Annotated in this window: 27 protein-coding genes; 17 read left to right on the forward strand and 10 right to left on the reverse strand. The window is 72.2% G+C overall.

Features of this window, described 5'->3' with window-relative positions; translation table 11 throughout:
• The first annotated feature begins 119 nt into the window (after window positions 1-119).
• The 8 genes from tsaB to ABZO31_RS19985 all read left to right on the forward strand — a co-directional run bounded on the left by tsaB (window position 120) and on the right by ABZO31_RS19985 (window position 6,030).
• Window positions 120-776 (forward strand): tRNA (adenosine(37)-N6)-threonylcarbamoyltransferase complex dimerization subunit type 1 TsaB, encoded by a 657-nt coding sequence (gene tsaB, locus ABZO31_RS19950; RefSeq protein ID WP_406862576.1) that lies wholly within the window; start codon window positions 120-122, stop codon window positions 774-776.
• Between the two features lie 32 nt (window positions 777-808).
• On the forward strand, window positions 809-1,291 hold the full coding sequence (rimI, locus tag ABZO31_RS19955) for a ribosomal protein S18-alanine N-acetyltransferase (RefSeq protein ID WP_406865413.1): 483 nt from the start codon (window positions 809-811) through the stop codon (window positions 1,289-1,291).
• Window positions 1,281-2,396 carry a tRNA (adenosine(37)-N6)-threonylcarbamoyltransferase complex transferase subunit TsaD gene (gene tsaD, locus ABZO31_RS19960; protein WP_406862577.1) on the forward strand — a complete coding sequence of 372 codons (1,116 nt, stop codon included), beginning with the start codon at window positions 1,281-1,283 and terminating at the stop codon, window positions 2,394-2,396. Before rimI ends, tsaD begins: the two co-directional genes overlap by 11 nt.
• Window positions 2,393-2,668 carry a hypothetical protein gene (locus ABZO31_RS19965; protein ID WP_406862578.1) on the forward strand — a complete coding sequence of 92 codons (276 nt, stop codon included), beginning with the start codon at window positions 2,393-2,395 and terminating at the stop codon, window positions 2,666-2,668. Before tsaD ends, ABZO31_RS19965 begins: the two co-directional genes overlap by 4 nt.
• Window positions 2,669-2,734: 66 nt before the next feature.
• A complete protein-coding gene (locus tag ABZO31_RS19970; RefSeq protein WP_406862579.1) occupies window positions 2,735-3,586 on the forward strand; it encodes a polysaccharide deacetylase family protein in 852 nt (283 codons plus the stop codon).
• 117 nt (window positions 3,587-3,703) lie between these two features.
• The gene (locus tag ABZO31_RS19975) at window positions 3,704-4,063 is read left to right on the forward strand and encodes a YciI family protein (protein WP_406862580.1); all 360 of its coding nucleotides are present in this window, start codon (window positions 3,704-3,706) and stop codon (window positions 4,061-4,063) included.
• An 82-nt stretch (window positions 4,064-4,145) separates the two neighbouring features.
• Window positions 4,146-5,396, forward strand: a complete 1,251-nt coding sequence (locus ABZO31_RS19980; RefSeq protein WP_406865414.1) for an RNA polymerase sigma factor — start codon at window positions 4,146-4,148, stop codon at window positions 5,394-5,396.
• A 10-nt stretch (window positions 5,397-5,406) separates the two neighbouring features.
• On the forward strand, window positions 5,407-6,030 hold the full coding sequence (locus ABZO31_RS19985; protein WP_406862581.1) for a hypothetical protein: 624 nt from the start codon (window positions 5,407-5,409) through the stop codon (window positions 6,028-6,030).
• On the opposite strand, the gene ABZO31_RS19990 is transcribed toward ABZO31_RS19985, so the two are convergent.
• Entirely contained in the window at window positions 6,027-7,271 is a 1,245-nt protein-coding gene (locus tag ABZO31_RS19990) for a THUMP-like domain-containing protein (protein WP_406862582.1), read from the reverse strand. The two genes, ABZO31_RS19985 and ABZO31_RS19990, sit on opposite strands and share 4 nt — an antisense overlap.
• A gap of 91 nt (window positions 7,272-7,362) precedes the next feature.
• Here ABZO31_RS19990 and ABZO31_RS19995 point away from each other — a divergent pair, with 91 nt between their 5' ends.
• The 4 genes from ABZO31_RS19995 to groL all read left to right on the forward strand — a co-directional run bounded on the left by ABZO31_RS19995 (window position 7,363) and on the right by groL (window position 10,774).
• Complete coding sequence (locus ABZO31_RS19995) at window positions 7,363-8,361, forward strand: polysaccharide deacetylase family protein (RefSeq protein ID WP_406862583.1); 999 nt, start codon at window positions 7,363-7,365, stop codon at window positions 8,359-8,361.
• Window positions 8,358-8,561, forward strand: a complete 204-nt coding sequence (locus tag ABZO31_RS20000) for a hypothetical protein (protein ID WP_406862584.1) — start codon at window positions 8,358-8,360, stop codon at window positions 8,559-8,561. The genes ABZO31_RS19995 and ABZO31_RS20000 overlap by 4 nt, the downstream gene beginning before the upstream one ends.
• Before the next feature lie 157 nt (window positions 8,562-8,718).
• Window positions 8,719-9,027 (forward strand): co-chaperone GroES, encoded by a 309-nt coding sequence (groES, locus tag ABZO31_RS20005; protein WP_020132158.1) that lies wholly within the window; start codon window positions 8,719-8,721, stop codon window positions 9,025-9,027.
• A 118-nt stretch (window positions 9,028-9,145) separates the two neighbouring features.
• Window positions 9,146-10,774: a chaperonin GroEL gene (gene groL, locus ABZO31_RS20010; RefSeq protein WP_406862585.1), complete on the forward strand. Its 1,629-nt coding sequence runs from the start codon at window positions 9,146-9,148 to the stop codon at window positions 10,772-10,774.
• Window positions 10,775-10,851: 77 nt separating this feature from the next.
• Here the strand turns inward: groL and ABZO31_RS20015 are convergent, their stop codons facing one another.
• The 6 genes from ABZO31_RS20015 to ABZO31_RS20040 all read right to left on the reverse strand — a co-directional run bounded on the left by ABZO31_RS20015 (window position 10,852) and on the right by ABZO31_RS20040 (window position 16,992).
• The gene (locus ABZO31_RS20015; RefSeq protein ID WP_406862586.1) at window positions 10,852-11,550 is read right to left on the reverse strand and encodes an ester cyclase; all 699 of its coding nucleotides are present in this window, start codon (window positions 11,548-11,550) and stop codon (window positions 10,852-10,854) included.
• Window positions 11,551-11,644: 94 nt separating this feature from the next.
• Window positions 11,645-12,673 carry a hydroxyacid dehydrogenase gene (locus ABZO31_RS20020; RefSeq protein WP_406862587.1) on the reverse strand — a complete coding sequence of 343 codons (1,029 nt, stop codon included), beginning with the start codon at window positions 12,671-12,673 and terminating at the stop codon, window positions 11,645-11,647.
• Between the two features lie 17 nt (window positions 12,674-12,690).
• Window positions 12,691-13,539 carry a carbohydrate ABC transporter permease gene (locus ABZO31_RS20025; RefSeq protein ID WP_406862588.1) on the reverse strand — a complete coding sequence of 283 codons (849 nt, stop codon included), beginning with the start codon at window positions 13,537-13,539 and terminating at the stop codon, window positions 12,691-12,693.
• Complete coding sequence (locus tag ABZO31_RS20030) at window positions 13,536-14,426, reverse strand: carbohydrate ABC transporter permease (RefSeq protein WP_406862589.1); 891 nt, start codon at window positions 14,424-14,426, stop codon at window positions 13,536-13,538. The genes ABZO31_RS20025 and ABZO31_RS20030 overlap by 4 nt, the downstream gene beginning before the upstream one ends.
• 4 nt (window positions 14,427-14,430) lie before the next feature.
• Complete coding sequence (locus tag ABZO31_RS20035; protein ID WP_406862590.1) at window positions 14,431-15,753, reverse strand: ABC transporter substrate-binding protein; 1,323 nt, start codon at window positions 15,751-15,753, stop codon at window positions 14,431-14,433.
• A gap of 102 nt (window positions 15,754-15,855) precedes the next feature.
• Window positions 15,856-16,992 (reverse strand): substrate-binding domain-containing protein, encoded by a 1,137-nt coding sequence (locus ABZO31_RS20040; protein WP_406862591.1) that lies wholly within the window; start codon window positions 16,990-16,992, stop codon window positions 15,856-15,858.
• A gap of 176 nt (window positions 16,993-17,168) precedes the next feature.
• Between ABZO31_RS20040 and ABZO31_RS20045 the strand changes: the two genes are divergently transcribed.
• Window positions 17,169-18,992 carry a DUF2264 domain-containing protein gene (locus ABZO31_RS20045; protein ID WP_406862592.1) on the forward strand — a complete coding sequence of 608 codons (1,824 nt, stop codon included), beginning with the start codon at window positions 17,169-17,171 and terminating at the stop codon, window positions 18,990-18,992.
• Between the two features lie 21 nt (window positions 18,993-19,013).
• Here the strand turns inward: ABZO31_RS20045 and ABZO31_RS20050 are convergent, their stop codons facing one another.
• Window positions 19,014-19,787 carry an SDR family NAD(P)-dependent oxidoreductase gene (locus ABZO31_RS20050; RefSeq protein WP_406862593.1) on the reverse strand — a complete coding sequence of 258 codons (774 nt, stop codon included), beginning with the start codon at window positions 19,785-19,787 and terminating at the stop codon, window positions 19,014-19,016.
• A 39-nt stretch (window positions 19,788-19,826) separates the two neighbouring features.
• Window positions 19,827-20,498 (reverse strand): MOSC domain-containing protein, encoded by a 672-nt coding sequence (locus ABZO31_RS20055; protein WP_406862594.1) that lies wholly within the window; start codon window positions 20,496-20,498, stop codon window positions 19,827-19,829.
• A 79-nt stretch (window positions 20,499-20,577) separates the two neighbouring features.
• On the opposite strand from ABZO31_RS20055, the gene ABZO31_RS20060 reads away from it, so the two are divergent.
• Window positions 20,578-21,468 (forward strand): LysR family transcriptional regulator, encoded by an 891-nt coding sequence (locus ABZO31_RS20060; RefSeq protein WP_406862595.1) that lies wholly within the window; start codon window positions 20,578-20,580, stop codon window positions 21,466-21,468.
• Between the two features lie 368 nt (window positions 21,469-21,836).
• Here ABZO31_RS20060 and ABZO31_RS20065 read toward each other — a convergent pair whose 3' ends face one another.
• Window positions 21,837-22,199: a WhiB family transcriptional regulator gene (locus ABZO31_RS20065; RefSeq protein ID WP_406862596.1), complete on the reverse strand. Its 363-nt coding sequence runs from the start codon at window positions 22,197-22,199 to the stop codon at window positions 21,837-21,839.
• A gap of 452 nt (window positions 22,200-22,651) precedes the next feature.
• Here ABZO31_RS20065 and ABZO31_RS20070 point away from each other — a divergent pair, with 452 nt between their 5' ends.
• From ABZO31_RS20070 to guaB, 3 genes are all read left to right on the forward strand, one after another.
• A complete protein-coding gene (locus ABZO31_RS20070; RefSeq protein ID WP_003948568.1) occupies window positions 22,652-23,263 on the forward strand; it encodes a response regulator transcription factor in 612 nt (203 codons plus the stop codon).
• Window positions 23,264-23,535: 272 nt separating this feature from the next.
• Window positions 23,536-24,141 (forward strand): sigma-70 family RNA polymerase sigma factor, encoded by a 606-nt coding sequence (locus tag ABZO31_RS20075; RefSeq protein WP_406862597.1) that lies wholly within the window; start codon window positions 23,536-23,538, stop codon window positions 24,139-24,141.
• A gap of 163 nt (window positions 24,142-24,304) precedes the next feature.
• Window positions 24,305-25,807, forward strand: coding sequence for an IMP dehydrogenase (gene guaB, locus ABZO31_RS20080; RefSeq protein ID WP_406862598.1), 1,503 nt, complete (start codon window positions 24,305-24,307; stop codon window positions 25,805-25,807).
• Window positions 25,808-25,886: the final 79 nt, after the last annotated feature.

The following is a 25,886-nucleotide window of genomic DNA, read 5'->3' on the forward strand; positions in this document are numbered from 1 at the left end:
TCAGAACGACCCTCGGACGTATGTGCCCGTCAGACGTATGTACCCGTGGTGACGTTAGCAGCAGGGCGGGGACGGGACAGGACGCCGTGCCCCGGCCGCCGGAGCCGTAGGCTGTTCGCGTGCTCTTGCTCGCCCTTGATACCGCCACCCCCGCCGTCACCGCCGCCCTCCACGACGGCGGCTCCGTCGCCGCCGAGTCCAGCCGGGTGGACGCCCGCAGACACGGGGAGCTGCTGCTGCCCGCCGTCGACGAGGTCCTGAAGCAGTCCGGCCGCACGCTCGCCGACGTCACCGGCCTCGTGGTCGGCGTCGGTCCGGGGCCGTACACGGGACTGCGCGTCGGCCTGGTCACCGCGACGACCTTCGCCTCCGCGCTCGGCGGCGTCCCGGTGCACGGCCTGTGCACCCTCGACGGCCTCGCGTACGCCTCCGGCCTCACCGAGCCCTTCGTGGTGGCGACGGACGCCCGCCGCAAGGAGGTCTACTGGGCGCGCTACGACGACTTCCGCACCCGCGTGAGCGAGCCGTCCGTCGACCGGCCGGCCGACATCGCCGAGCAGGTCGCCGGGCTCCCGGTGGTCGGCGCGGGCGCGCTGCTCTACCCGGAGGCGTTCCCGGACGCCCGTGGTCCGGAGCACCAGTCCGCGGCCGCGCTCGCCGCCCGAGCGGCGGAGGTGCTGGCCGCGGGCGGGGAGTTCCTCGACCCGAGGCCGCTGTACCTGCGCCGGCCCGACGCGCAGGTGCCGAAGAACTACAAGGTGGTCACCCCCAGGTGACCGGCCAGGCGACCGGCGTCCTGCTGCGCGAGATGCGCTGGTGGGACCTCGTGCCGGTGCTGGAGCTCGAACACGATCTGTTCCCGGAGGACGCCTGGTCCGAGGGGATGTTCTGGTCCGAGCTGGCGCACGCCCGAGGCCCCCGGGCCACCCGCCGCTACGTCGTCGCGGAGGACGCCGACGGCCGGATCCTCGGCTACGCCGGGCTCGCCGCGGCCGGCGGACTCGGCGACGTGCAGACCATCGCCGCCGCCCGCGACCAGTGGGGCACGGGTCTGGGCGCCCGGCTCCTCACCGACCTGCTGCAGCACGCCACCGCCTTCGAGTGCGACGAGGTGCTGCTGGAGGTGCGGGTCGACAACACCCGCGCCCAGAAGTTGTACGAGCGCTTCGGCTTCGAGCCGATCGGCTTCCGGCGCGGCTACTACCAGCCGGGGAACGTCGACGCCCTCGTGATGCGACTGACCGTTCAAGCTACAGAGACTGAAACTGAGACTGATTCCGATGGCTGCTGACGAACCGCTCGTACTCGGCATCGAGACCTCCTGCGACGAGACCGGTGTCGGCATCGTCCGGGGCACCACGCTGCTCGCCGACGCCATCGCGTCGAGCGTGGACACCCACGCCCGGTACGGCGGCGTGGTGCCGGAGATCGCCTCGCGCGCGCACCTGGAGGCGATGGTCCCGACCATCGAGCGCGCCCTCGAGACGGCCGGGGTCTCCGCGAAGGACCTCGACGGCATCGCCGTCACGGCCGGCCCCGGGCTCGCGGGCGCGCTGCTCGTCGGCGTCTCGGCGGCGAAGGCGTACGCGTACGCGCTGGGCAAGCCGCTGTACGGCGTGAACCACCTGGCCTCGCACATCTGCGTGGACCAGCTGGAGCACGGGCCGCTGCCCGAGCCGACGATGGCACTGCTGGTCTCCGGCGGGCACTCCTCGTTGCTGCTCGCGCCGGACATCACCTCCGACGTCCGGCCGATGGGCGCGACGATCGACGACGCGGCCGGCGAGGCGTTCGACAAGATCGCCCGGGTGCTCGACCTGGGCTTCCCCGGCGGCCCGGTGATCGACCGGCTCGCCCGGGAGGGCGACCCGGCGGCGATCGCCTTCCCGCGCGGGCTGACCGGCTCCAAGGACCCGGCGTACGACTTCTCCTTCTCCGGCCTGAAGACCGCCGTCGCCCGCTGGATCGAGGCGAAGCGGGCGGCCGGCGAGGAGGTGCCGGTGCGTGACGTGGCGGCGTCCTTCCAGGAGGCCGTGGTGGACGTGCTGACCCGCAAGGCCGTCCGGGCCTGCAAGGACGAGGGCGTCGACCACCTGATGATCGGCGGCGGCGTGGCCGCCAACTCGCGGCTGCGGGCGCTGGCCGAGGAGCGCTGCGAGCGGGCCGGGATCCGGCTGCGGGTGCCGCGGCCGGGTCTGTGCACGGACAACGGCGCGATGGTCGCGGCGCTCGGCGCGGAGATGGTCGCGCGGAACCGGCCGGCCTCGGACCTGGAGCTGTCCGCGGACTCCTCGCTGCCGGTGACGGACCCGCACGTGCCGGGGAACCACGGGCACGGACACGACCACGACCACGACCACGTGCACGAGCTCAGCGGAAAGAACCTGTACTCGTGACCGTCGTGACCCTGATGTGGGAGGCGCGCGCGGTCCAGGGCCGCGGTGCCGAACTCCTGGAGTGGGCACGGGCGCAGGTCCTGCCGTACGAGCCGGTGCGCCGCGAGGTCTTCCGTGCGCCGCAGGACCGGGTCCTCGTGCTGACCTGGTGGGAGGCGGACGCGACCGACGCGGAGCTGCCCGAGCTGCCGGAGCCGGCGGCGGAGCTGATCACGCGTCCGGTGCACCGCTGGCGCTTCGAGTCGATCGAGGCCGAGACCCGGGCAACCTGAACGCCCGTTCCCGCATCAAACATGTCGGCGTAGGTCGCGTGTTCGGGTGCGGGGGCGGGGGATCGGGTGGACAAGAAGATCGTGATGTGGGCGGCGCTGACCGTCGCCACACTGCTCCTCACGGGCTGCTCGCAGCAGGCGGACGCGGACGCGCGGCCGGAGCGGCAGGCGCCGTCGTTGCTCGGGCAGAGCAAGCCCTCGCAGGCCCCCTCCGAGGCGGACCCGGCGGCCGCGGCGACGGCGGCGTACGCCCGCTGGGGCCTCGAGCCCCTCCCCGCCCCGCCGGCCCCGCCGAAGGTCAAGCCGGTGCAGCGGAACGCGGGCGCCCCGGTCCCCGTCATCAGCGACATCGAGACCACCGACAAGGTCGTCTTCATCACCGTCGACGACGGCGCGGAGAAGGACCCCGAGTTCGTCCGCATGATGAACGACCTGAAGATCCCGGTGACGATGTTCCTCACCGACTCCGCGATACGCACCGACTACGGCTACTTCGGCAAGCTCGCCGCCCAGGGCCACGGCGTCGCCAACCACACCCTCAGCCACCCCAACCTGCGCACGCTGGGCCCCGAGGCCCAGCGCCGCGAGATCTGCGGCCAGCAGCGGAAGCTGGAGAAGCAGTACGGCGAGGCCCCCCGCCTGTTCCGCCCGCCCTACGGCAACTGGAACGAGACCACCCGCGCCGCCGCCGGCACCTGCGGCGTCGACGCGATCGTGCTGTGGCGCGAGTCGATGCAGATCAAGAACATGCAGTACCAGCGCGGCGACAAGAAGCTGCACCCCGGCGACATCATCCTCGCCCACTTCCGCGGCCCCGCCGAGCTCAAGGGCACGACGATGACCGAGATGACCGCCAACATGCTCCGCCGCATCCAGGAACAGGGCTTCACGGTGGCCCGCCTGGAGGACTACGTCTGAGCCCGCCGGAACGTCTCCGGAAAAAACTTCTCCCGGTGTGTCGAAGTGGCCCGTGGTCGTTCGACGGAAGAGTGAGAGGCGGGGAACGGCCCCGCTCGCACATCTGAGGAGTACGCCATGCCGCGCTATCTGACGCTGGTCCGCATCCAGGAGGGCGCCTTCGAGATGGAGGACGCCGACGAGGGCTTCGACACGCGCATGACGGCGCTGTTCGAGGAGATCACCAAGGCCGGCGTGATGCTGGAGACCGCCGGGCTCAAGCCCACGGCCGACTCCACCCGGATCCACTGGTCGGGCGGGAAGATCAGCTACACCGACGGGCCGTTCACCGAGACCAAGGAGGTCGTCGGCGGGTACTCGATCACCCAGTGCAAGGACAAGGCCGAGGCCATGGAGTGGGCCAAGCGGTTCCTGGAGGCCCACCCGCCGTACTGGGACGTGACCGTCGAGGTCCGTGAGATCGAGGAGATGGGCTGACCCTCACGGGTGGTGGCGCTGTGCTGTCATGTGAGACGTGACAGCACAGAGCCCGGCCGCGACCGTGGAGACGGTCTTCCGGATGGAGTCCGCCCGGATCATCGCCACCGTGGCGCGGATCGTCCGCGACGTCGGCATCGCCGAGGAACTGGCCCAGGACGCGCTCGTCGCCGCCCTGGAGCAGTGGCCGCGGACGGGGGTGCCCGAGCGGCCCGGCGCCTGGCTGACGGCCGCCGCCAAGAACCGGGCGATCGATCTCGTACGGCGGCGCGAGACCTACGCCCGCAGACTCGCCGAGGCGGGGCGCGAGTTCGTCGACGTGACGTACGACCCCGAGCCGTCCGGGCCGGGCGACATCGACGACGACCTGCTCCGGCTCGTCTTCACCGCCTGCCACCCCGTGCTCTCCGCCGAGGCCCGCACCGCGCTGACGCTGCGGCTCGTCGGAGGGCTGCGGACCGACGAGATCGCCCGTGCCTTCCTGGTCCCCGAGGCGACCGTGGCGCAGCGGATCGTGCGCGCCAAGCGGGCCCTCGCCAAGGCCGGGGTCGAGTTCGAGACGCCGTACGGCGAGGAGCGCGCGGCCCGTCTCGGCTCGGTCCTGGAGGTCATCTACCTGATCTTCAACGAGGGGTACGCGGCCACCGCCGGCGACGACCTGCTGCGGCCGGGGCTCTGCGAGGACGCGCTGCGGCTGGCCCGGGTGCTGCAAGGGCTGATGCCTGGGGAGGGCGAGGTGCACGGGCTCGCCGCGCTGCTCGAGTTCCAGACCTCGCGGACCGCGGCGCGCACCGGGCCGGACGGCGCGCCCGTCCTGCTCGCGGACCAGAACCGGCGGCGCTGGAACCGGCTGCTCATCCGGCGCGGTTTCGCCGCACTGGAGCGCGTGGGCACGGGTGCGTACGGGCCGTACGCGCTGCAGGCCGCGATCGCCGGCTGCCATGCGCGGGCCGTGCGGTACGAGGACACCGACTGGCGGACGATCGCCGCGCTGTACGAGCGGCTGGCCACTGTCGCGCCGTCGCCGGTGGTGGAGCTGAACCGCGCGGTGGCCGTGTCGATGGCGTACGGGCCCGAGGTGGCCCTGGACATGGTGGGACGGCTGGCGGCCGCCGAACCGGGCCTGGAGGAGTACCACCTGCTGCCCAGCGTGCGCGGGGAGCTGCTGGCCAGGCTGGGACGGGCGGGCGAGGCGCGGGCGGAGTTCGCGCGGGCGGCGACGCTGACCCGCAACGAGAGGGAACGCGCGCTGCTTTCGGCCAAGGCGGCCGCGGCGGCGGCCACGGCGGCCGCCGAAGAGTCCCCGGGCGGCGACGGGCCCCACGGCCGGTAATGTCGTGGCCATGGCTCGCCGTACGCCTCTGCCGCCCCCTCCGCCGCCCGCCGAACTCCGCACCTGGCCCGCCCGGGACGCGATGCTCGCCGACCGGGCCTTCGCCATGGGCGAGTTGACGAAACGTCAACTCGGTGGACGACGGCTGGTGTTCTTCCTGCTCTTCCTGGCCGCCTGCCAGCTCGGCTGGGGCCTCGTGGGCGCCGCGCTGATCGGGATCTTCGACGACGGCCTCTTCGACCCGGTGACGATGATCTTCGTGACCGTGATGGCGGCCCTCGGCGTCGGCGCGCTGATCCCCTCGCTCTGGGGCGTGGTGCACGGCGTCCGCTCCGACACGACCTGCCGCGCGCGCCTCGCACAGTGGGCCGGCCTCGACCGCGACGCCGCCCGCGACCGGGCGATCCGCCGGCCCGGGCTCGGCATCCTCTGGGCGGTGCTGTCGTTCGCGCTGTGCGCGCTCGGCCTGTGGACGTCCTTCGCGGTGCCGAACATGTTCGTCGGCCCGACGCGCGGCGGCTACGGCACGGTCGCGTACTTCATGGGCGCGGCGCTGCTGCTGTGGGTGCACGGCCTGATCGGGCTGACCAAGGCGTACGCCCACTACCGCCTGGCGGTCCGGCTCGGGAACTAGGGCCTGTCCCGGCCCGCCTGGGCGGGCCGGCCGAGCAGCATCGTCGGGGCGCCGGCGACGCGGGTGAGGAAGACCGTCGTCGCGTTCCGGCCCTTGAGCTTCATCTTGCGCCGCAGCTCCTCCGGCTCCACCGCCGAACCGCGCTTCTTCACGGTCAGCGTGCCGATCTCGCGCTCCCGCAGCAGGGCCTTCAGCTTCTTGAGGTTGAAGGGGAGTTCGTCGGTGATCTCGTAGGCCGTGGCGTACGGCGTGGGCCGCAGCTCGTCGGCGGTGACGTACGCGATGGTCTCGTCGACCAGGCCCCCGTCCAGCTCCTCGGCGACCTCCGCGACCAGGTGCGCGCGGATGACCGCGCCGTCCGGCTCGTACAGATAGCGGCCGACCTTCCTGACCTGCGGGTCCGGAAGTCCGCGGCCGGTGAGCGAGGCGCCCGACGGCAGCAGCGTGGCGCGGCGCGCGCCCGGCGCCGTACCGAACCAGAGCACCGCCTCCTTCACGTCGCCGCCGTCCGAGATCCACTCCGCCTCGGCCTCCTCCGGCACCGTCTCGTGCGGGATGCCGGGGGCGATCTTCAGCGCGGCGTGCGGGGCGCTGCGGGCCGCCTCGATCGCCCAGGACAGCGGCGGAGAGTACGCCTCCGGATCGAAGATCCGCCCGCCCGTCGCCCGACCACCGCCCCTCGACGACGCGCTTCGCGCGGCCCCTCTCGAATGACCGCCCCGCCGCGCCGGGTCGACGAACACCGCGTCGTACGGGCTCGTGTCGATCTCCGTGACGTCCGCGCAGCGCACCTCGATCAGGTCCGTGAGCCCGAGCGCCGCCGCGTTGGCGCGGGCCGCCTCGGCGGTCAGCGGGTCGCGGTCCACCGCGAGCACCCGGATCCCGGCGCGGGCCAGCGCGAGCGCGTCGCCGCCGATGCCCGAGCAGAGGTCCGCGACGCTCCGCACGCCCAGCGCGCGCAGCCGCCCCGCCCGGTACGCGCCGACCGTGGCCCGCGTCGACTGCTCGACGCCGTGCGGCGTGAAGTACATCCGGTACGCGTCCTCCGGGCCGAACTTCGCCGCCGCGCGCTGCCGCAGCCGGGCCTGGGCGAGGGCCGCGGTGACCAGCTCGGCCGGGTGCTCGCGGCGCAGCCGGGAGGCGACCGCGAGCTCCTGGGCCGGGTCGTAGTCGCGCAGGGCGGCGAGCAGGTCCTGGCCCTCGGGGGTGAGCAGGGAGTGGAAGGCGGCGAGATCGGTCACCTGCCCCATTGTGGGCCAGCCGGGGGACCGCGCGCGCCGGGCGGCGGTGTCGGCGCGGGCGAGGGGCTCCGCGCTGACAGGATGCGGCCCCATGCAGCAAGTACGACAAAAGGAAGAAAACGGGATGAAGGGTACGGGTGTTCGGCGGCCCGCCGCGGGGCGTACGCGCACGGCCCGCGCCGGGCTCGCGCTCGCCGCCGTCCTGGCCGGCGGGCTCGCCGCCGCCTGCTCCGGGCCGGCCGCCACCGACGCCGCCGGGAAGCGCCCCGCCGCCGACCCGGCACACGGCAGGCCCGCGGCCGCGGCCGGGGCGCGGGCCGAGGACCGGGGCGGGGCCGGCGCCCTCGCCGCGTACGTCGAGAAGGTCCGCAAGGCCCAGGCCGCCCGCGCCGTCGCCGCGAAGAAGTGGGGCCTCGCGAAGACCCCGCTGCCCGCGCCCCCGCCGCCGAAGGTCAAGCCGAAGATCACCACCCGCAAGGGCTTCGAGACCGACGGCGAGGGGCTGCCGCCGGTCTTCACCACCGTGCCCACCAAGGAGAAGATCGTCTTCCTGACGATCGACGACGGCGCGGAGAAGGACCCCGAGCTGCTGCGGATGATGTCCGAGCTGCGGATCCCGTACAGCGCCTTCCTGAGCGACTACCTCGTCAAGGAGGACTACGGCTACTTCAGGAAGATGCAGGACGCCGGCGTCGCACTGCACAACCACACCCTGAACCACCGTTACATGCCCGGCCTGTCGTACGCGCAGCAGAAGCGCGAGATCTGCGACCAGCAGGCCACCCTCGAGAAGCACTACGGCAAGCGGCCGCCGCTGTTCCGCCCGCCGTACGGCAACTACAACGAGAACACCCTGCGCGCCGCGCAGTCCTGCGGGGTCAAGGCTGTGCCGCTGTGGGCCGCCGAGGCGTTCCCGGACCGGATGGAATGGCGCGAGTGGGACCGCGATCTGCACCCCGGCGACATCATCCTCACGCACTTCCGCGGCAAGGAGGACTGGAAGGGCACCATGCCGGACATGATCCGCAGGGTGATGAAGACGGTCACGGACAAGGGCTACGCGGTCGCCCGCCTCGAGGACTACGTGTGAGCGCGCGCCGGCTGCTCGCCGGACTGCTGGCGGCCGGCGCGCTGTTCGCCGCGCCGGGGTGCGCGGCCTGCGGGGACGCGGTGGACCCGATCGAACGTCTGGGCAGAAAGGCGGTCAGACATGCGGCGCACGCGGCGGGCACGGCTCCGGATCTCGCTCCGCGGGGGCGGCACGCCGTCGTGAATTGGCACTCCGCTTGACCGAGTGCTAATCGCAGTCATAGTCTCGGCTCTGGCACTCCCCACGTGAGAGTGCCAACACAGCGACGGGCAGGTCCGGCACCCGCGACGACGGATCCACCTGGTCGCCACCTCAGACAGAAGACCCCGTGAGATCTCCGAAGGGGGAGGTCGGATCGTGACGACCACCAGCTCCAAGGTTGCCATCAAGCCGCTCGAGGACCGCATCGTGGTCCAGCCGCTCGACGCCGAGCAGACCACCGCCTCTGGCCTGGTCATCCCGGACACCGCGAAGGAGAAGCCCCAGGAGGGCGCCGTCCTCGCCGTGGGTCCGGGCCGCTTCGAGAACGGCGAGCGCCTGCCGCTCGACGTGAAGGTCGGCGACGTCGTGCTCTACAGCAAGTACGGCGGCACCGAGGTGAAGTACAACGGCGAGGAGTACCTCGTCCTCTCGGCTCGCGACGTGCTCGCGATCATCGAGAAGTAAGTCACCCGAGCAGCCGGCTCCCGAGCCAGATGCTTTGAGCCACGCCCCTGACCCCGCACCGGGCGTCCAGGGGCGTGGTTCGTTTCACCACGAAATCCGAGAGGGCTGAACCGCTCCCATGGCGAAGATCCTGAAGTTCGACGAGGACGCCCGTCGCGCCCTTGAGCGCGGCGTCAACAAGCTTGCCGACACGGTGAAGGTGACGATCGGTCCCAAGGGCCGCAACGTCGTCATCGACAAGAAGTTCGGCGCCCCCACCATCACCAACGACGGTGTCACGATCGCCCGCGAGGTCGAGATCGAGGACCCGTACGAGAACCTCGGCGCGCAGCTGGTGAAGGAGGTGGCGACCAAGACCAACGACATCGCGGGTGACGGCACCACCACCGCCACCGTGCTCGCCCAGGCCCTGGTCCGCGAGGGTCTGCGCAACGTCGCCGCCGGTGCCTCCCCGGCCGCCCTGAAGAAGGGCATCGACGCCGCGGTCAAGGCCGTCTCCGACGAGCTGCTCGCCACCGCCCGTCCGATCGAGGACAAGTCCGACATCGCCGCCGTCGCCGCGCTCTCCGCGCAGGACCAGCAGGTCGGCGAGCTCATCGCCGAGGCGATGGACAAGGTCGGCAAGGACGGTGTCATCACCGTCGAGGAGTCCAACACCTTCGGTCTGGAGCTGGACTTCACCGAGGGCATGGCCTTCGACAAGGGCTACCTGTCCCCGTACATGGTGACCGACCAGGAGCGTATGGAGGCCGTCCTCGACGACCCGTACATCCTGATCCACCAGGGCAAGATCGCCTCCATCCAGGACCTGCTCCCGATCCTGGAGAAGATCATCCAGGCCGGTGGCTCCAAGCCGCTGCTGATCATCGCCGAGGACGTCGAGGGCGAGGCCCTGTCGACCCTGGTCGTCAACAAGATCCGCGGCACCTTCAACGCGGTGGCCGTCAAGGCCCCCGGCTTCGGCGACCGCCGCAAGGCGATGCTCGGCGACATGGCCACCCTGACCGGTGCCACCGTCATCGCCGAGGAGGTCGGCCTCAAGCTCGACCAGGCCGGTCTGGACGTGCTGGGCTCCGCCCGCCGGGTCACCGTCACCAAGGACGACACCACCATCGTCGACGGCGGCGGCAACTCCGAGGACGTCGTCGGCCGCGTCAACCAGATCAAGGCCGAGATCGAGACCACGGACTCCGACTGGGACCGCGAGAAGCTCCAGGAGCGCCTCGCGAAGCTGGCCGGCGGCGTGTGCGTGATCAAGGTCGGCGCCGCCACCGAGGTGGAGCTGAAGGAGAAGAAGCACCGTCTGGAGGACGCCATCTCCGCGACCCGCGCCGCGGTCGAGGAGGGCATCGTCTCCGGTGGTGGCTCCGCGCTCGTCCACGCCGTCAAGGTCCTCGAGGGCAACCTCGACAAGACCGGCGACGAGGCCACGGGTGTCGCGGTCGTCCGCCGCGCCGCCGTCGAGCCGCTGCGCTGGATCGCCGAGAACGCCGGCCTCGAGGGCTACGTCATCACCTCGAAGGTGGCGGAGCTCGACAAGGGCAACGGCTTCAACGCCGCCACCGGCGAGTACGGCGACCTGGTCAAGGCCGGCGTCATCGACCCGGTGAAGGTCACCCGTTCCGCCCTGGAGAACGCCGCCTCCATCGCCTCCCTGCTGCTCACGACCGAGACCCTGGTCGTCGAGAAGAAGGAAGAGGAGCCGGCGGACGCGGGCCACGGCCACGGTCACGGCCACTCCCACTGAGGCAGTAGCCGGTAGCTGAACCGTGCGGCCCCTGTTCCCTTCGGGGAACGGGGGCCGCAGTGCGTTCTCGGGGCTTCTCAGCCCTCCACCGCGCCGAGCTGGCCCATCAGGCCGAGCATGTCGTACTGCCACCAGCCCTCGACCATCTTCCCGTCCTCCCGGAAGCGGTGGATGGTCATGCCGGTCATGCTGACCTCCATGCCGGTGGGCTGGAGGCCCATGAAGTCGCCGGTGTGGGTGGCGTTCCAGGTCCAGCGGGTGCACACCCGGTCGCCCTCGGCGACCTGGTCGTCGATCGTGAACGAGAAGTCGAAGCCGCCGCGCCACATCTCCACCTCACGGCGGACCGCGTCCATCCCGTAGACGTCCTGCGGGTTGGTCGGGTCGTGGTCGTGGTACCCCTCGGCCAGGACCTCGTCGAGCAGCGCCAGCTCCTTCTCGCTCGCGATCATCTCGTAGAGGCGCCGGGCGTTGGCCTTGTACAGGGCTTCGTCCCGGACCACGTCCAGGTCCGTGAACGTGGGCATCTCGTCGCAGAGCGCGACCATCTCGCGGAAGATCCGGTCGGTCTCGGGGAGCTGCGAGTTGCGCATCGCCACGTCGTACGAGGGGAACTCGACGATCTCCACGACGTGCGAGGCGTCCGAACGGTCCTTGCCGACGATGCTGTGGGTGGCCGTGCGCTTGCCCTTGGTCTGCTCGACCCACTGGTCCATGAGCCGGTTCAGGTCGTCGACCCGGCTGGTCTTGCAGTCGATGATCTGTACGAACGTCATGACGCCTCCCGCACCGAACCGGGCGAACCTGGGGGGACCTGCGGGAATCTGTGGAAACCTGCAGGAACCCCTCCATTTTAGGCGTCGGGCGGCATTACGCCGACCTGGTCAGGTCCCCGGGCCGCACCGCCTCCGCGAACGGCTCGCCCCGCCCGTACCGGGCCACCTCGTCCAGGGCCCGGTCGGCCATCCGATGCAGCTCGTTGCCGAGCGAGCCGGCGATGTGCGGGGTGAGCAGCACGTTGGGGAGCTCGTACAGCGGGGAGCCGGGCGGCGGGACGTCCGGGTCGGTCACGTCCAGGACGGCGTGCAGCCGGCCGGAGGTGAGGTGGGGGAGCAGGGCCTCCTCGTCCACCAGCGAACCGCGGGAGGTGTTGATCAGCGTGCCGCCGTCGGGGATCAGGGCGAGCCGGCGGGCGTCGATCATCCGGTGGGTGGCGGGCAGTTGGGGCGCGTGGACGGAGACGACGGAGCTGCGTGCGCACAGCTCGTCCAGGCCGGTGGCCTCGACGCCGAGGGCGGCGGCCTCCCCGGGGGTGACGTACGGGTCGTGGAGCAGCACCTCGAAGTCGAAGGGGCGCAGCAGTTTGATCACCCGGCGGCCGATCCGGGAGGCGCCGACCAGGCCGACGGTGCGGCGGTAGTTGCCCCACCCGGCGGACTCGGCGAGCCAGTCCTGCGGGCCGCGGACCTGCGCGTACCGGTGGGCCGTGTGCAGGGCCCGCTTCCCGGCGAGGAGGATCGCGGCGAGGGTGTACTCGGCGACGGGCAGGGCGTTGGCGGCGGCGGCCGAGGTGACGGCGAGGCCGCGGTCCCAGCAGGCGTCGGTGACGTGGTGCTTGACGGAGCCGGCGGCGTGCACGACGGCCCTGAGGCGGGGCGCCCGGTCGAGGACCCCGGCCGTGAGCGGGGGCACGCCCCAGCAGGTGAGCAGCACCTCGGCGTGGCGGAGTGCTTCGGCCGTACGCGCGTCGGGGGCCGTGAGGTCGTGGGCGACGAGGTGCGGGTCGGTGCGGGCGAGGGCGGTGAGCCGGGCCCGGTGGGCGTCGGTGAGCAGGCGTTCGGCGACGCCGGGGCCCATGGCGAGGAGCAGGGCGGGTCGATTGTCAGTCGTGTGGTGCATCGTGGAACGCGGGCTCCTCACTTGACGCTGCCGGCGGTGAGGCCGGCCTTCCAGTGGCGCTGCAGGGCGACGAAGGCGACGACGAGGGGGATCACGGCGAGCAGGGATCCGGTGACGACGAGGGGGTAGTACCCGGGTTCGGCGTGGGCGTTGCTGTTCCACGCGTACAGGCCGAGGCTCAGCGGGAAGAGCTTCTGGTCGGAGAGCATCACCAGGGGGAGGAAGAAGTTGTTCCAGATGGCGGTGAACTGGAAGAGGAAGATCGTCACGAAGCCGGGCATCACCATGCGCAGACCGATGGACCAGAAGGTGCGCAGTTCGCCGGCCCCGTCGATGCGCGCGGCCTCCAGGGCCTCGTCGGGTATGTAGCCGGCGCAGAACACGCGGGCGAGGTAGACGCCGAACGGGTTGACGAGGACCGGGATCAGTACGGCCCAGCGGGTGTTGACCAGGCCGACCTCGCTGGCGAGCAGATAGCTGGGCAGGGCGAGCGCGGTGCTGGGCACGAGCACGCCGAGCAGCACGAGCCCGAAGAGCGGCTCCTTGCCGCGGAAGTCGTAGCTGTGGAAGGCGTATCCGGCGGCGACGCTGATCAGCGCGCAGCCGGCGGCGCCCGCACCGGCGTAGAACAGGCTGTTGAGGTACCAGTGGAAGTAGACGCCGTCGCCCTGTTCGGCGAGGCGGCTCAGGTTGCCGCCGAGGTCGAAGCCCTGGAAGGAGAAGGCGTCGCCGGCGAGCAGCCCGTCGGCGTCCTTGGTGGCGGCGGTGACCAGCCAGACGAGCGGGAAGAGCATGTAGCCGACGGCCAGCAGCAGCGCGCCGTTGACGGCGGTCCTCGACAGCCAGGGGCTGCGACGGGCGCTCATGCGGTGCGCTCCTTCCGGCGGCCGGTGAGGCGGGTGACGCCGAAGGAGAGCAGCGCGGCGGTGAGGGCGAGGAGCACGGACGCGGCGGCGGCGAGTCCGTAGTCGTTGCGGTCGAAGGCCGCGGTGTACGCGTACATGTTGGGCGTCCAGGTGGAGGTGACCGCGGAGCCGGTGCCCTTGTTGAGGATCAGCGGTTCGGTGAACAGCTGGAGCGAGCCGATGACGGTGAACAGGCCGACCATCACCAGCGAGGCCCGGATCAGCGGGAGTTTGATGCCGAAGGCGATGCGCCAGGCCCCGGCCCCGTCGACGGTGGCCGCTTCGAGGACGGAGCGGTCGATGGCCTGGAGGGCCGCGTAGAAGATCACCATGTTGTAGCCGAGCCATTCCCACAGGGCGATGTTGACCACGGAGGGGAGGGCGCCTTCGGGCGAGAAGAAGTCGAGGCCGAGCCCGCCGGCCTCCATGGCCCGGACGACCGGGCTGAGTTGCGGGGTGTACAGGTACACCCAGATCAGCGCGGCGATGATGCCGGGGACGGCGTGCGGCAGGAAGAGCGCCAGCTGGAAGAAGCGGCGGGCGCGGGCGAGCGTGGAGTCGAGCAGCAGGGCGAGGGCGAGGGCCCCGGCGAGCAGCAGCGGGATGTACAGCAGGCAGTAGCCGAGCAGCACGCCGAAGCCCTCGAGGAAGGCCCGGTCGCCCAGCGCCGCGGTGTAGTTGTCGAGGCCGCTGAAGACGGACTCGGTGCCGCCGAAGCCCAGTCCGGACTGCTTCTCGGTGAAGAGGCTGAGCCAGACCGCGTAGCCGATCGGCACCGCCATCACCGCGGTGAACAGCACGAAGAAGGGAGCCAGCAGCAGGGCGGCGGCGCGGGCGGGGGCCTTCACGGGATCAGCCCTCGACCTTCAGGCCGCGCTTCTTCAGCTCGGCGACGGTGGCGTCGTGGCCGGCCTTCACGGCGTCGGCGACGGTCGGGCCCCCCTTGCCGAGCTTGCCGAGGACGTCCTTGATCGCGGTGTTGGTGGTGCCGGTGGTCGGGCCCCAGGCCCAGTTCCGGCCGATGGAGGCGCCGGACTGCTCGAACAGGGCGTAGATGTCCTGGCCGCCGTAGTAGCTCGCGTCGAAGACCTGCTGCGCGACGGGCCGCAGGGCGGTGGCGGCGGGGAAGGCGCTGGAGGTGCCGGAGGCGATCCGGGCCCTGACGCCCGCCTCGGTGGTGGACATCCACTTCGCGAACTCGACGGCGGCGGCCTTCTGCTCGCTGTCCTTGGTCACGGCGAAGGTGGAGCCGCCGAGCATGCCGGAGGCGGGCTTGCCGTCCCAGGTCGGCATGGGCGCGACGGCCCACTTGCCGCTCTGCTCGGGCAGGGTGCCCTTGAGGACGCCCGCGCCCCAGGAGGCGCCGAGGTAGCCGATGGTGCCGCCGTTCTTCAGCGAGCCGGTCCACTCGGGGCTGAACGAGGCGTTCTTGTGGACGAGGCCGGCGTCGAGCAGGCCCTGCCAGTAGGCGGCGACCTTGGTGGTGGCCGGGTCGGTGGTGTCGATCTTCCAGGTCTCGTTCTCGGCCTTGAACCACTGGGCGCCGGCCTGCCAGGCCATGGCCTCGAAGGTGGTCGGGTCGTCCGGGAAGAAGGTGGCGATGCGGGCCTTGGGGTCGGCCTTCCTGACCTTCTCCGCCGCGGACTTGAAGGCGTCCCAGGTGGTGGGCACCTCGATGCCGTACTTCGTGAACAGGTCCTTGCGGTAGTAGAAGGCCTGCGGGGCGGCGTCGAAGGGGACGGCCCAGGTCTTGCCGCCGAGGGTGGTGAGCTCGACGGCCTGCGGCAGCAGCTTCTTGCGGTCGTCCTCGGTGAACGCGTCGCCGATGTCCTGCAGGGCGCCGGAGCTGACGAACTCGGGGAGCGAGGGGTACTCGAGGGAGACCAGGTCGGGGGCGTTGCCGGCCTTCACGGCGTTGGAGATCTTGGCGTAGCCGCCGGCGTTGCCGGAGGGGATCTCCTCGAAGTTCACCTTGATCTTCTGCTGGGAGGCGTTGAACGCGTCCACCACCTCCTTGGACCCCTTGGCCCAGCCCCAGAAGGTGAGGGTGACCGGCTTGCCGTCGGCGGCGTCGTCGCCGCCTCCGTCGCTGCTCCCGCCACAGGCCGTGAGAAGGGCGAGGGCGGTGGCGGTGCAGGCGATGACTCGGGACGTTCTGCTCCAACTGCGGCTCACGGCACGGCTCCTGAGGGCGAGGCGGCGGGGACGTTGTGGCCGCGATCCTGGAGCCGCTCATGAGCGAAGTCAAGAGCGAAAGATTGAATGATCGAAAAAAGATCAGATCCCGTCAGTGTGAACGAGCCCCGCACGAGCCCCGCACGAGGCCCGCACCCGCAGCCGCGGCAGCAGGCTCAGATGCCGCCGCGCGGCCTCCTCGTCGGGCCCGGCCGCGCCCTCCGCCAGCCGCTCCACCAGCAGTTCCGCGGCGTGCCGGCCCACCTGGCGCTTGGGCGGGGCGACCGCGGTGAGCGGGATGTCGGCCAGCGCGGCGACCTCGTCGTCGTACGCGATGACCGCCAGGTCCCGCGGGACCCGCACGCCGGACTCGGCGAGCCGCTGCACCATCTGGATCGCGTCCACGTCGTTGTGCACCAGGGCCGCGGTGGCCAGGCCCGAGCCGACCGCCTCGCGCAGCGCCCCGACCGCCCGCTCGAAGCCCTCCGGGTCGGCCTCGGCGGGCACGGAGTCGATCACCGGCAGCGGGGCGGTCAGGCCGAGGGCGGCCAGGGCGTCCGCGTACCCGGCGCGCACCGCGAGCGCGGTCGGGCTGTCCTTGCGGGCCACCAGGACGGGGGTGCGGTGACCGAGACCGAGCAGGTGGCGCAGGGCGAGCAGCACCCCGTGGCCGTGGTCGGAGACCACCCGGTCAAGGCCGTCGAGGGGGGTGCCCGGGTCGGCCCGGCGCTCCAGGAGCACGGCGGGCACGGGCAGTTCGGCGAGCCAGTCCCCGTACGCGAGCCGGTCCTCCGGTCCGCGCCAGCCCGGCGCGACCAGCACGCCCTGCGCCCCGGCGGACAGCAGCCCCTCGGTGCGGGCGCGGTCCTCGTCCGGCCGGTAGTCGGAGATCCGCAGGATCAGCCGGGCCCCGACCTTCGCCGCCGCCTCGTGGGCACCCCGGATGACCTCGGCGAAGTAGTACGTGGCGGACGGCGCGAGCAGCCCGAGCACCGGGCCGCCCCCGGGTCCCGCCGCCGGGGAGGCTCCGGCGGCGGCCGGCACGCCCTGGCCGCGGGGCCAGGAGACCTGGCCGTGCACCCGGTCGAGCAGGCCCCGGGCGGCCAGGGCCTCGACGTCCCGGCGGGCGGTGACGGGGGAGACCCCGAGCAGGCCGGCCAGGTCGGAGACGCGGGCGGTGCCGCGCTCGCGGACCAGGGCCAGCAGTCGGTCGTGTCGTTCGGCGGCACTCTCGCGCACGGTGCGGTTCCCCCTCGCGGTGGTGGTCGGTCCCCGGGGCGCGCCCCGGGGACTCGACCTTAGATTCAGATTGATCGAATGGCGAGAGTTTCGATCATTCGCTCCGAATCCCTTGACGTTCGATCGGAGCGTCTTCAGGATGCCGGGCGACGCCGACGTCCGCCTCAGGGAGCATCATGCCCACGCCGCCCGAGAATCGTGAGCTCAGCCCGTACACCGGATGGACCCGGGCGCACTGGGAGGCCGCGGCCGACGAACTCCTGCTGGCGGTACGCCCCTACGCCTCGCCCCGGCACGGCCTGATCGACCTGCCCGGACCCCGCCCCAGCCGGTCCGGCATCCGCTCCGACGGCCTGGAGGGCTACGCCCGTACCTTCCTGCTCGCCGCCCTCCGCGTCGCCGGCGCGCGCGGCGACGACCCGCACGGCCACCTCGCCCGGTACGCCGTCGGACTCGCCGCCGGCACCGAGACGCCCGGCGACGACGCCGACCCCGACTCCTGGCCGCAGCCCGCCGACGTCCGCCAGGCGGTCGTCGAGTCCGCCTCCGTCGCCCTCGGCCTCCGGCTGACCCGCCCCTGGCTCTGGGACGCCCTCGACGACCGCACCCGGCAGCGCGCCGCCGACTGGCTGCTGCCCGCCCTCGACCCGTCCCCGGTCGACAACAACTGGTGGCTCTTCGGCCTCACCGTCGCCGGCTTCCTGCAGGACGCCGGCATCGAGACCGACCGCGCCGCCGCCACGATCGACCGCTCCCTGGACCGCATCGAGCAGTGGTACCTCGGCGCGGGCTGGTACTCCGACGGCGACAACCGGGCCTTCGACCACTACAACGCCTGGGCCCTGCACTTCTACCCCGTGCTGCACGCCCACCTCACCGGCGACCAGGCGTTGCTCGACCGCTACGGGCCCCGTCTGCACGCCCATCTCGACGCGTACACCCGCTTGTTCGGCGCCGACGGCGCCCCGCTTCCGTTCGGCCGCTCCCTCACGTACCGCTTCGCCGCGGCCGCCGCCCCCTGGCTCGGCGCCCTCACCGGCCACACCCCGCTGAGCCCCGGCGCCACCCGCCGGCTGGCCTCGGGTGCGCTGCGGTACTTCCTCGACCGCGGCGCCACCGACGAGCGCGGCCTGCTCACCCTCGGCTGGCACGGCCCGTACGCGCCGGTGCTGCAGAGCTACTCCGGCCCCGGCTCCCCGTACTGGGCGTCCAAGGGCTTCCTCGGCCTGCTGCTCCCCGGCGGCCACCCGGCCTGGACCGACCCCGAACAGCCGCTGCCCGCCGAGACCGCCGACGCCGTCACCGCGCTTCCCGGGCCCGGGCTGCTCGTCCAGTCCACCGCCGCCGACGGCCTCGTCCGCCTCCACAACCACGGCAGCAACCACGTGGCGGGCGAGGACGACTCGGGCTACGCGCGCCACGCGTACTCCACCCGCACCGGCCCCACCTCCTCACCGGAGGCCCCAGACAACCACTTCGCCCTGCTCCTCGACGGCAGGGTCTCCCGCCGCGGCCCCGCCGTCCCGCTCGGCGCCGGCCCCGGCTGGGCCGCCTCCCGCCACACCCCGCTCCCCGGGGTCGAGGTCCTCTCCGCCACCCTCGCCCGCGGCCGCGCCGAGGTCCGTGCGCATCTCGTCACCGGCGCCCCCGACGGCACCGCCGTCCGGCAGACCGGCTGGGCCACCACCCCCGACGGCCCCACCGCCCAACTCCACGCCGTCCACGGCTATCCGCAGGACGCCGAGACCGTCCTCCTCGACACCGGCGCCACCCTCCAGGGCCCGGACAGCCGCACCGCCGCCCTGCACGGCACCACCCGCGGCCCCGAGACCCTCTTCGTCGCCCTCGCCTCCCTCACCGCCGAACCCGCGCCGGCCCCCGTCACCACTCTCGCGCGCGTCCGTGTCAGCGCCCGCACCCTCCAGGTGACCTGGCCCGACGGCACGACGTCCCGGCTCACCCTCGACCCGGAGGCGGCCGGGGTGAGCGACGCCGTGTGAAGGACAAGAGAGGGATGGGGCTCAGTTCGGCCCGTACGAGCGGCCCGCCTTGGCGGACACCCCGCCGAGCAGGCCGCGCGGCGCCAGCTTCACCAGGCCCATCAGCGCCTTGTACCGCGGGTCCGGAATCGACAGCGACTTGCCGCGCGACAGGTCGGCGAGGGCCGCCGTCACCAGCTTGTCGGCGTCCAGCCACATCCAGCCCGGGATGTTCTCCGTGCCCATCCCGGCCCGCTCGTGGAACTCCGTCCGCACGAACCCCGGGCAGAGCGCCATCAGCCGCACCCCGCTGCCCGCGAGGTCCCGCGCCGCGCCCTGGGTGAACTGCACGACCCACGCCTTCGACGCGCCGTACGTGCCGCGCGGCACGAACGCGGCCACCGACGCCACATTGATCACGCCGCCGCGGCCCCGCGTCCGCATCTGCGGCACGACCGCCGAGGTCAGCCGCAGCACCGCCTCGCAGTGCACCGTCAGCATCTTCAACTCGTCGGCCATCGAGACCTCGAGGAAGCGGCCCTTGTTCCCGAAGCCCGCGTTGTTCACCAGCAGGTCCACCGGGTTCTTGGGGTCGGACAGCCGGGCCTCCACGGCCGCGATGCCCTTCTCCTCCGCCAGGTCCGCCGAGAGCACCTCGGCCTCGATGCCGTGCCGGTCGTGCAGTTCGGTCGCCTGCTCGCGCAGCCGCGTCAGATCGCGCGCCACCAGCACCACGTCGTGGCCGTCGGCGGCCAGCCGGCGCGCGAACGCCGCGCCGATGCCGGCCGTCGCACCCGTAATCAATGCAGTCGTCATGGGCGGCACGTTAGTGCCCCGGTGAAGACCCCCGAACGCCTAGGCGCCGTACTTCGCGGCGTACGTCCGCGCCAGCTCGCGCAGCTGGGACTCCATCCATTCCGCCGCCACCAGCGTCCGCGGCAGCAGGGAGCGCTCGGTCGTCGCCGCCCGGTGCAGCAGCGCGACCGTGATGTCGTGGTCGGGGCGGTGCACCACGCTCACCGCGTCGCCCGCCCGGATCTCGCCCGGCTCGATCACCCGCAGCAGCGCGCCGGGACCGGCGTCGGACTCCGTGAAGCGGCGCACCCAGCCCTTCTCCTCCACGAACCCGCCGAACGTACGGCACGGGATGCGGCCGCCAGTCACCTCGAGGACCAGGTCCGGACCGATCCGCCAGCGCTCGCCGATCAGCGCGCCGTTCACGTCCAGGCCGCGGGTGGTGAGGTTCTCGCCGAACGAGCCGTTCGACAGCGGCCGGCCCAGCTCCTTCTCCCACCGGTCCAGGTCCTCGCGGGCGAAGGCGTACGCGGCGCGGTCGTCGCCGCCGTGGAACCGCAGGTCGCACACCGAGTCCCCGGCCACCCCGCCGCCCGCGACGCCGAACGCCCCCGGGGCCTCGACCCGCACCGGACCCGCGACGGGCCGCTTGTCGATGCCGGACGTGCCCGACGGGGCGTCGGTGTACTCCACGGGCCGGGCCCGTCCCACGTTCACACTGAGAAGCTCCATGGCCGCACCCTAGGCCAGCGACCTCAAAGGGTCACATCGATATTCGCCGCCGAGCCCAAGACTCGCTTATGCTCGAGACATGATCGAGGCCCGCCACCTCCGCGTCCTGCGCGCCGTCGCCGCCACCGGCTCCTTCTCCGCCGCCGCCCGCGAACTGGGCTGCACCCAGCCCGCGGTGAGCCAGCAGATGAAGGCCCTGGAGACCTCGGCGGGCACCCCGCTGCTGGTCCGCACCGGCCGCGAGATGCGGCTCACCCAGGCCGGCGAGGCGCTCGTCCGGCACGCCGCCGGCATCCTCGCGGGGCTCACCGCCGCCGAGGAGGAGGTCGCCGCGATCGCCGGGCTGCGGGCCGGCCGGGTCCGGCTGGTCTCGTTCCCCAGCGGCAGCTCCACGCTGGTCCCGACCGCGCTCGCCGCGCTCCGCGCCGCCCACCCCGGCACCCGGGTCTCCCTGGTGGAGGCCGAGCCGCCGCGCTCGGTGGAGATGCTGCGCGAGGGCGACTGCGACATCGCGCTGGCCTTCCGGTACGGCGTGAACGCGGCCGAGTGGGACGACCTGGTCGTCCGCCCGCTGCTCACCGACCGTCTCGTCGGCCTGGTCCCCGAGGCGCACCGGCTGGCCGCGGCCGGGTCCGTGGGCATCGCCGAACTCGCCGACGAGTCCTGGATCGCGGGCTGTCCGCGCTGCCGCAGGCAGCTGGTGGACGTCTGCGAGAGCGCGGGCTTCACGCCGCGCATCGACTTCGCCACCGACGACTACCCGGCGGTGGTCGGACTGGTGGGCGCGGGCCTGGGCGTGGCCGTGCTGCCGGAGCTGGCCATCGAGTCGGTACGGCCCAAGGGGGCCAGGACGGTGGCCGTGGAGCCGGCGGTGGAGCGCGAGATCGTGGCCCTCACCCTGCCGGACCTGGCGCAGGTCCCGGCGGTCGCGGCGACCCTGCACGAACTGGCCCGCGCGGCGAGCCGCTAGAGGCGCTCCGTCCCGGCGGCCGCGTCGCGCATCAGGGCGCCGCCGCTTCGTACGACCCGTGGCCGCTTCCGTACGGCCTGCGGCTGATTCCGTAGGGTCCGAGGCCGCTTCCGTACGTCTTCGTTCGTCCCGGGACCGCTTCCGTCGCGCCCGCGGCACCTCCCTGCCGCGACCCGCCCGGCCCGTGCACCGATCCGCCCACCCGAACGGCCCACAGCCGTACGGGCCCGCTCCCTCACCCGTCCGGCGGGGCGCGGCGCACCGCGCCGCACGCCCCCGGGCCGCGTGCGGTGCGGGCCGCAGGGCCGGGCCGGTGCGTCGCCCGGCCCCGGTACGAGGTCGGCGGGACGGTCAGGTGAAACGTTCCTTCAGGCGCGCCCCGCACCTGCGGAGCTGCTGGCCGACGCCCGTGCCGTGACCGGCGTCGCCGGCGCCGCTGACGTGATGAGGCGGTTGCGTGCCCGCCCCATGAGTTCTTCGCGTTCGTCCTCGGTGAGGCCGCCCCACACGCCGTAGGGCTCCCGTACGGCGAGTGCGTGTGCCGCGCATTCCGCGCGGACAGGGCACCGCATGCACACCTCTTTCGCCGAGTTCTCGCGCGCACTCCGTGCCGCGCCGCGCTCTCCCTCGGGGTGGAAGAACAGGGAGCTGTCCACGCCGCGGCAGGCTGCGAGGAGTTGCCAGTCCCACAGGTCGGCGTTGGGTCCGGGAAGGCGGGAGAAATCTGCCATTGCGCTTGTCCCCTTGAAACCGTGTCGAACGGATAGGTGGGCGGTGTGGATGGCTGATGGACTACGGGCCGCTGCGGGCCCTCCTGCTGTCGGACGCCCGCTCCCGCGGGCACGCCCCGACCGTACAACTACTGTCGCAGTAGATGTAAATATGACTCATTGCGAATCTAGCCACAGACACTGCAAAAAGGGAAGAAAACCGACTGAATGGGGCATAGCTCCAAACGAAGGACGGATGGCGTGCGTCGCTCTCCTCCGCGCACGCTCCCTCACGTAGAGTGCCGATCGTCGCTGTCCGACCCGTAACTCTTTCGGGTGACCATCGTTGAGAGTGCGGAGCGGTTGAAGGAACAAGCGATCGGGCAGGTGTCCGAGAGCGTCAACCGCACAGGTGACGATACGTACCAGCCCTGGAGGCTCAAGGTGACGCGCATCAGCTGCGGAGGGCGGCCATGACTTCCGTCCTCGTCTGCGACGACTCCCCGCTTGCCCGAGAGGCGCTCCGCCGCGCGGTCGCGACCGTGCCCGGCGTCGAGCGCGTGACCACCGCGGCCAACGGCGAGGAAGTCCTCCGCCGCTGGGGCGCGGACCGCTCGGATCTCATTCTGATGGACGTGCGCATGCCCGGACTGGGCGGCGTCGAAACCGTCCGTCGGCTGCTTTCCGCCGACCCCGGCGCCCGCATCATCATGCTCACGGTCGCCGAGGACCTCGACGGCGTGGCCCTCGCGGTCGCCGCCGGCGCCCGCGGCTATCTGCACAAGGACGCCTCCCGCGCCGAACTGCGGGCCACCGTCACCCAGGCGCTCGCCGACCCGACCTGGCGGCTGGCCCCGCGCCGGCTCCGCTCGGCCGAGATGGGTGCCGCGCCCACGCTCACCGCGCGCGAGATCCAGGTGCTCGAGGGCATGAGCCACGGCCGGTCGAACGCGGAGATCGGGCGCGAGCTGTTCCTCTCCGAGGACACGGTCAAGACCCACGCCAGGCGGCTGTTCAAGAAGCTGGGCGCCTCGGACCGGGCGCACGCCGTCGCGCTCGGCTTCCGCTGGGGCCTGGTCCGCTAGACGCATGGCCGCGCGCGTCCCCGTCCGCCCCGGGGCGGACGGGGTGGCTCCGTCCCCTCGCACGGAGCGTCCGTCTCCTCCCGTCGCGGACGGCTTGTGTCACTTCCCCGCGCGATGCCGCATCCTTGAGGTGTGGAGTTCCTCGGGGACGAGTCGATCGAGCGGAAGGGGAGGGCGTAGAAGTGACGTCCGGCGCGCCTGCTCATAACGCTTCGATGCACAAGTACGGACGCGATGCCGCGGACCGCCGCGCGCCGGGGCACGATGGACCGATGCGCGACGACGAGACCGTGGGGTCGCCCACGCCCGCCGGACCGGCGGGGGAGATCGGAGCTCTCGTTCACCGTGCCGTCGAGGGCGACGCGCAGGCCACCCACGATCTGCTCGCCCGGGTGCACCCGCTCGCCCTGCGCTACTGCCGCACCCGGCTCAGCCGGCTGCCCGGCGACGCCCGCCACTTCGTCGAGGACCTCGCGCAGGAGGTCTGCGTCGCCGTCCTCATGGCCCTGCCCCGCTACAAGGACACCGGCCGGCCCTTCGAGGCCTTCGTCTTCGCCATCGCCGGACACAAGGTGGCCGACCTCCAGCGGGCCGCGATGCGGCATCCCGGCTCCACCGCCGTGCCCTCCGACGAGATGCCCGAGCGGCCCGACGACTCGCTCGGCCCGGAGGAGCGGGCGCTGCTCAGCGACGACGCGGAGTGGGCCAAGAAGCTGCTCGCCAATCTGCCGGAGAACCAGCGGGAGCTGCTGGTGCTGCGGGTCGCGGTCGGGCTGACCGCCGAGGAGACCGGACAGATGCTCGGGATGTCGCCGGGGGCCGTCCGGGTCGCCCAGCACCGTGCCCTGAGCCGGCTGCGGGCCCTGGCCGAGCAGTAGCCGCGGCCTTGGCCGAGGAGTAAGTGTTGCCGGGCGGTGGCGTCCCTTTCGTACACGTACGAAGGTCCAAACATTGCCACTGATCTTGCTCGTGGAATGAGACACCGCTCCAGCCCGTTAGCATGGACATCCGCACCGATCAAGGCCATTTGGGGAAGGTGTCATGACTGCCAACGTCGACGGAGTGCCCGAGAAATTCGCGACACTCGGGCTGACCTACGACGATGTGCTCCTGTTGCCGGGCTCGTCCGACATGGCGCCCGACGACATCGACACCGCCTCGTACGTGTCGAAGAACGTGCGCGTGAACATCCCGCTGCTGTCCGCGGCGATGGACAAGGTCACCGAGTCCCGGATGGCCATCGCCATGGCCCGCCAGGGCGGCGTCGGTGTCCTGCACCGCAACCTGTCCATCGCGGACCAGGCGAACCAGGTCGACCTGGTGAAGCGCTCCGAGTCCGGCATGGTCACCGACCCGATCACCGTGCACCCGGACGCCACGCTCGCCGAGGCCGACGCGATCTGTGCCAAGTTCCGGATCAGCGGCGTGCCGGTCACCGACCCGGCGGGCAAGCTGCTCGGCATCGTCACCAACCGCGACATGGCCTTCGAGACCGACCGCAGCCAGCGCGTGCGCGACATCATGACCCCGATGCCGCTGGTCACCGGCAAGGTCGGCATCTCCGGCGTCGACGCCATGGAGCTGCTGCGCCGCCACAAGATCGAGAAGCTGCCGCTGGTCGACGAGTCGGGCCTGCTCAAGGGCCTGATCACCGTCAAGGACTTCGTCAAGGCGGAGCAGTACCCGAACGCCGCCAAGGACAAGGAGGGCCGGCTGCTCGTCGGCGCGGCCGTCGGCGTCGCCGGCGACTCGTTCGAGCGCGCCCAGGCCCTGATCGAGGCCGGTGTCGACTTCATCGTCGTCGACACCGCGCACGGCCACTCCCGGCTGGTCGGCGACATGATCGCCAAGATCAAGTCGAACTCCTCCGTCGACGTCGTCGGCGGCAACGTCGCCACCCGAGACGGCGCCCAGTCGCTGATCGACGCCGGTGCCGACGGCATCAAGGTCGGCGTCGGCCCCGGCTCCATCTGCACCACCCGCGTCGTCGCCGGTATCGGCGTCCCGCAGGTCAGCGCCATCTACGAGGCCTCCCTCGCCGCCAAGGCGGCCGGCGTCCCGGTCATCGGCGACGGCGGTCTGCAGTACTCCGGCGACATCGCCAAGGCCCTGGTCGCGGGCGCCGACACGGTGATGCTCGGCTCCCTGCTCGCCGGCTGCGAGGAGTCCCCGGGCGAGCTGCTCTTCATCAACGGCAAGCAGTTCAAGTCGTACCGCGGCATGGGCTCGCTCGGCGCGATGCAGTCCCGTGGCGACCGCAAGTCGTTCTCGAAGGACCGCTACTTCCAGGAGGGCGTCGCCTCCGACGAGCAGCTGATCCCCGAGGGCATCGAGGGCCAGGTGGCCTACCGCGGCCCGCTGGCCTCCGTGGTGCACCAGCTCACCGGCGGTCTGCGCCAGTCGATGTTCTACGTCGGCGGCCGCACGGTCCCGGAGCTCCAGACGAACGGCAAGTTCGTCCGCATCACGTCCGCGGGTCTCAAGGAGAGCCACCCGCACGACATCCAGATGACGGTCGAGGCGCCGAACTACAGCAGGAAGTAGTACGAAGCGGTGAGGGGCGGTTCCGGCATGCGGCCGGAACCGCCCCTCCGGCGCGTGTCGGGGATACTGGTAGGCGCAT

The organism is Streptomyces solicamelliae, assembly GCF_045348655.1.
GTDB classification, from domain to species: Bacteria; Actinomycetota; Actinomycetes; order Streptomycetales; family Streptomycetaceae; genus Streptomyces; species Streptomyces solicamelliae.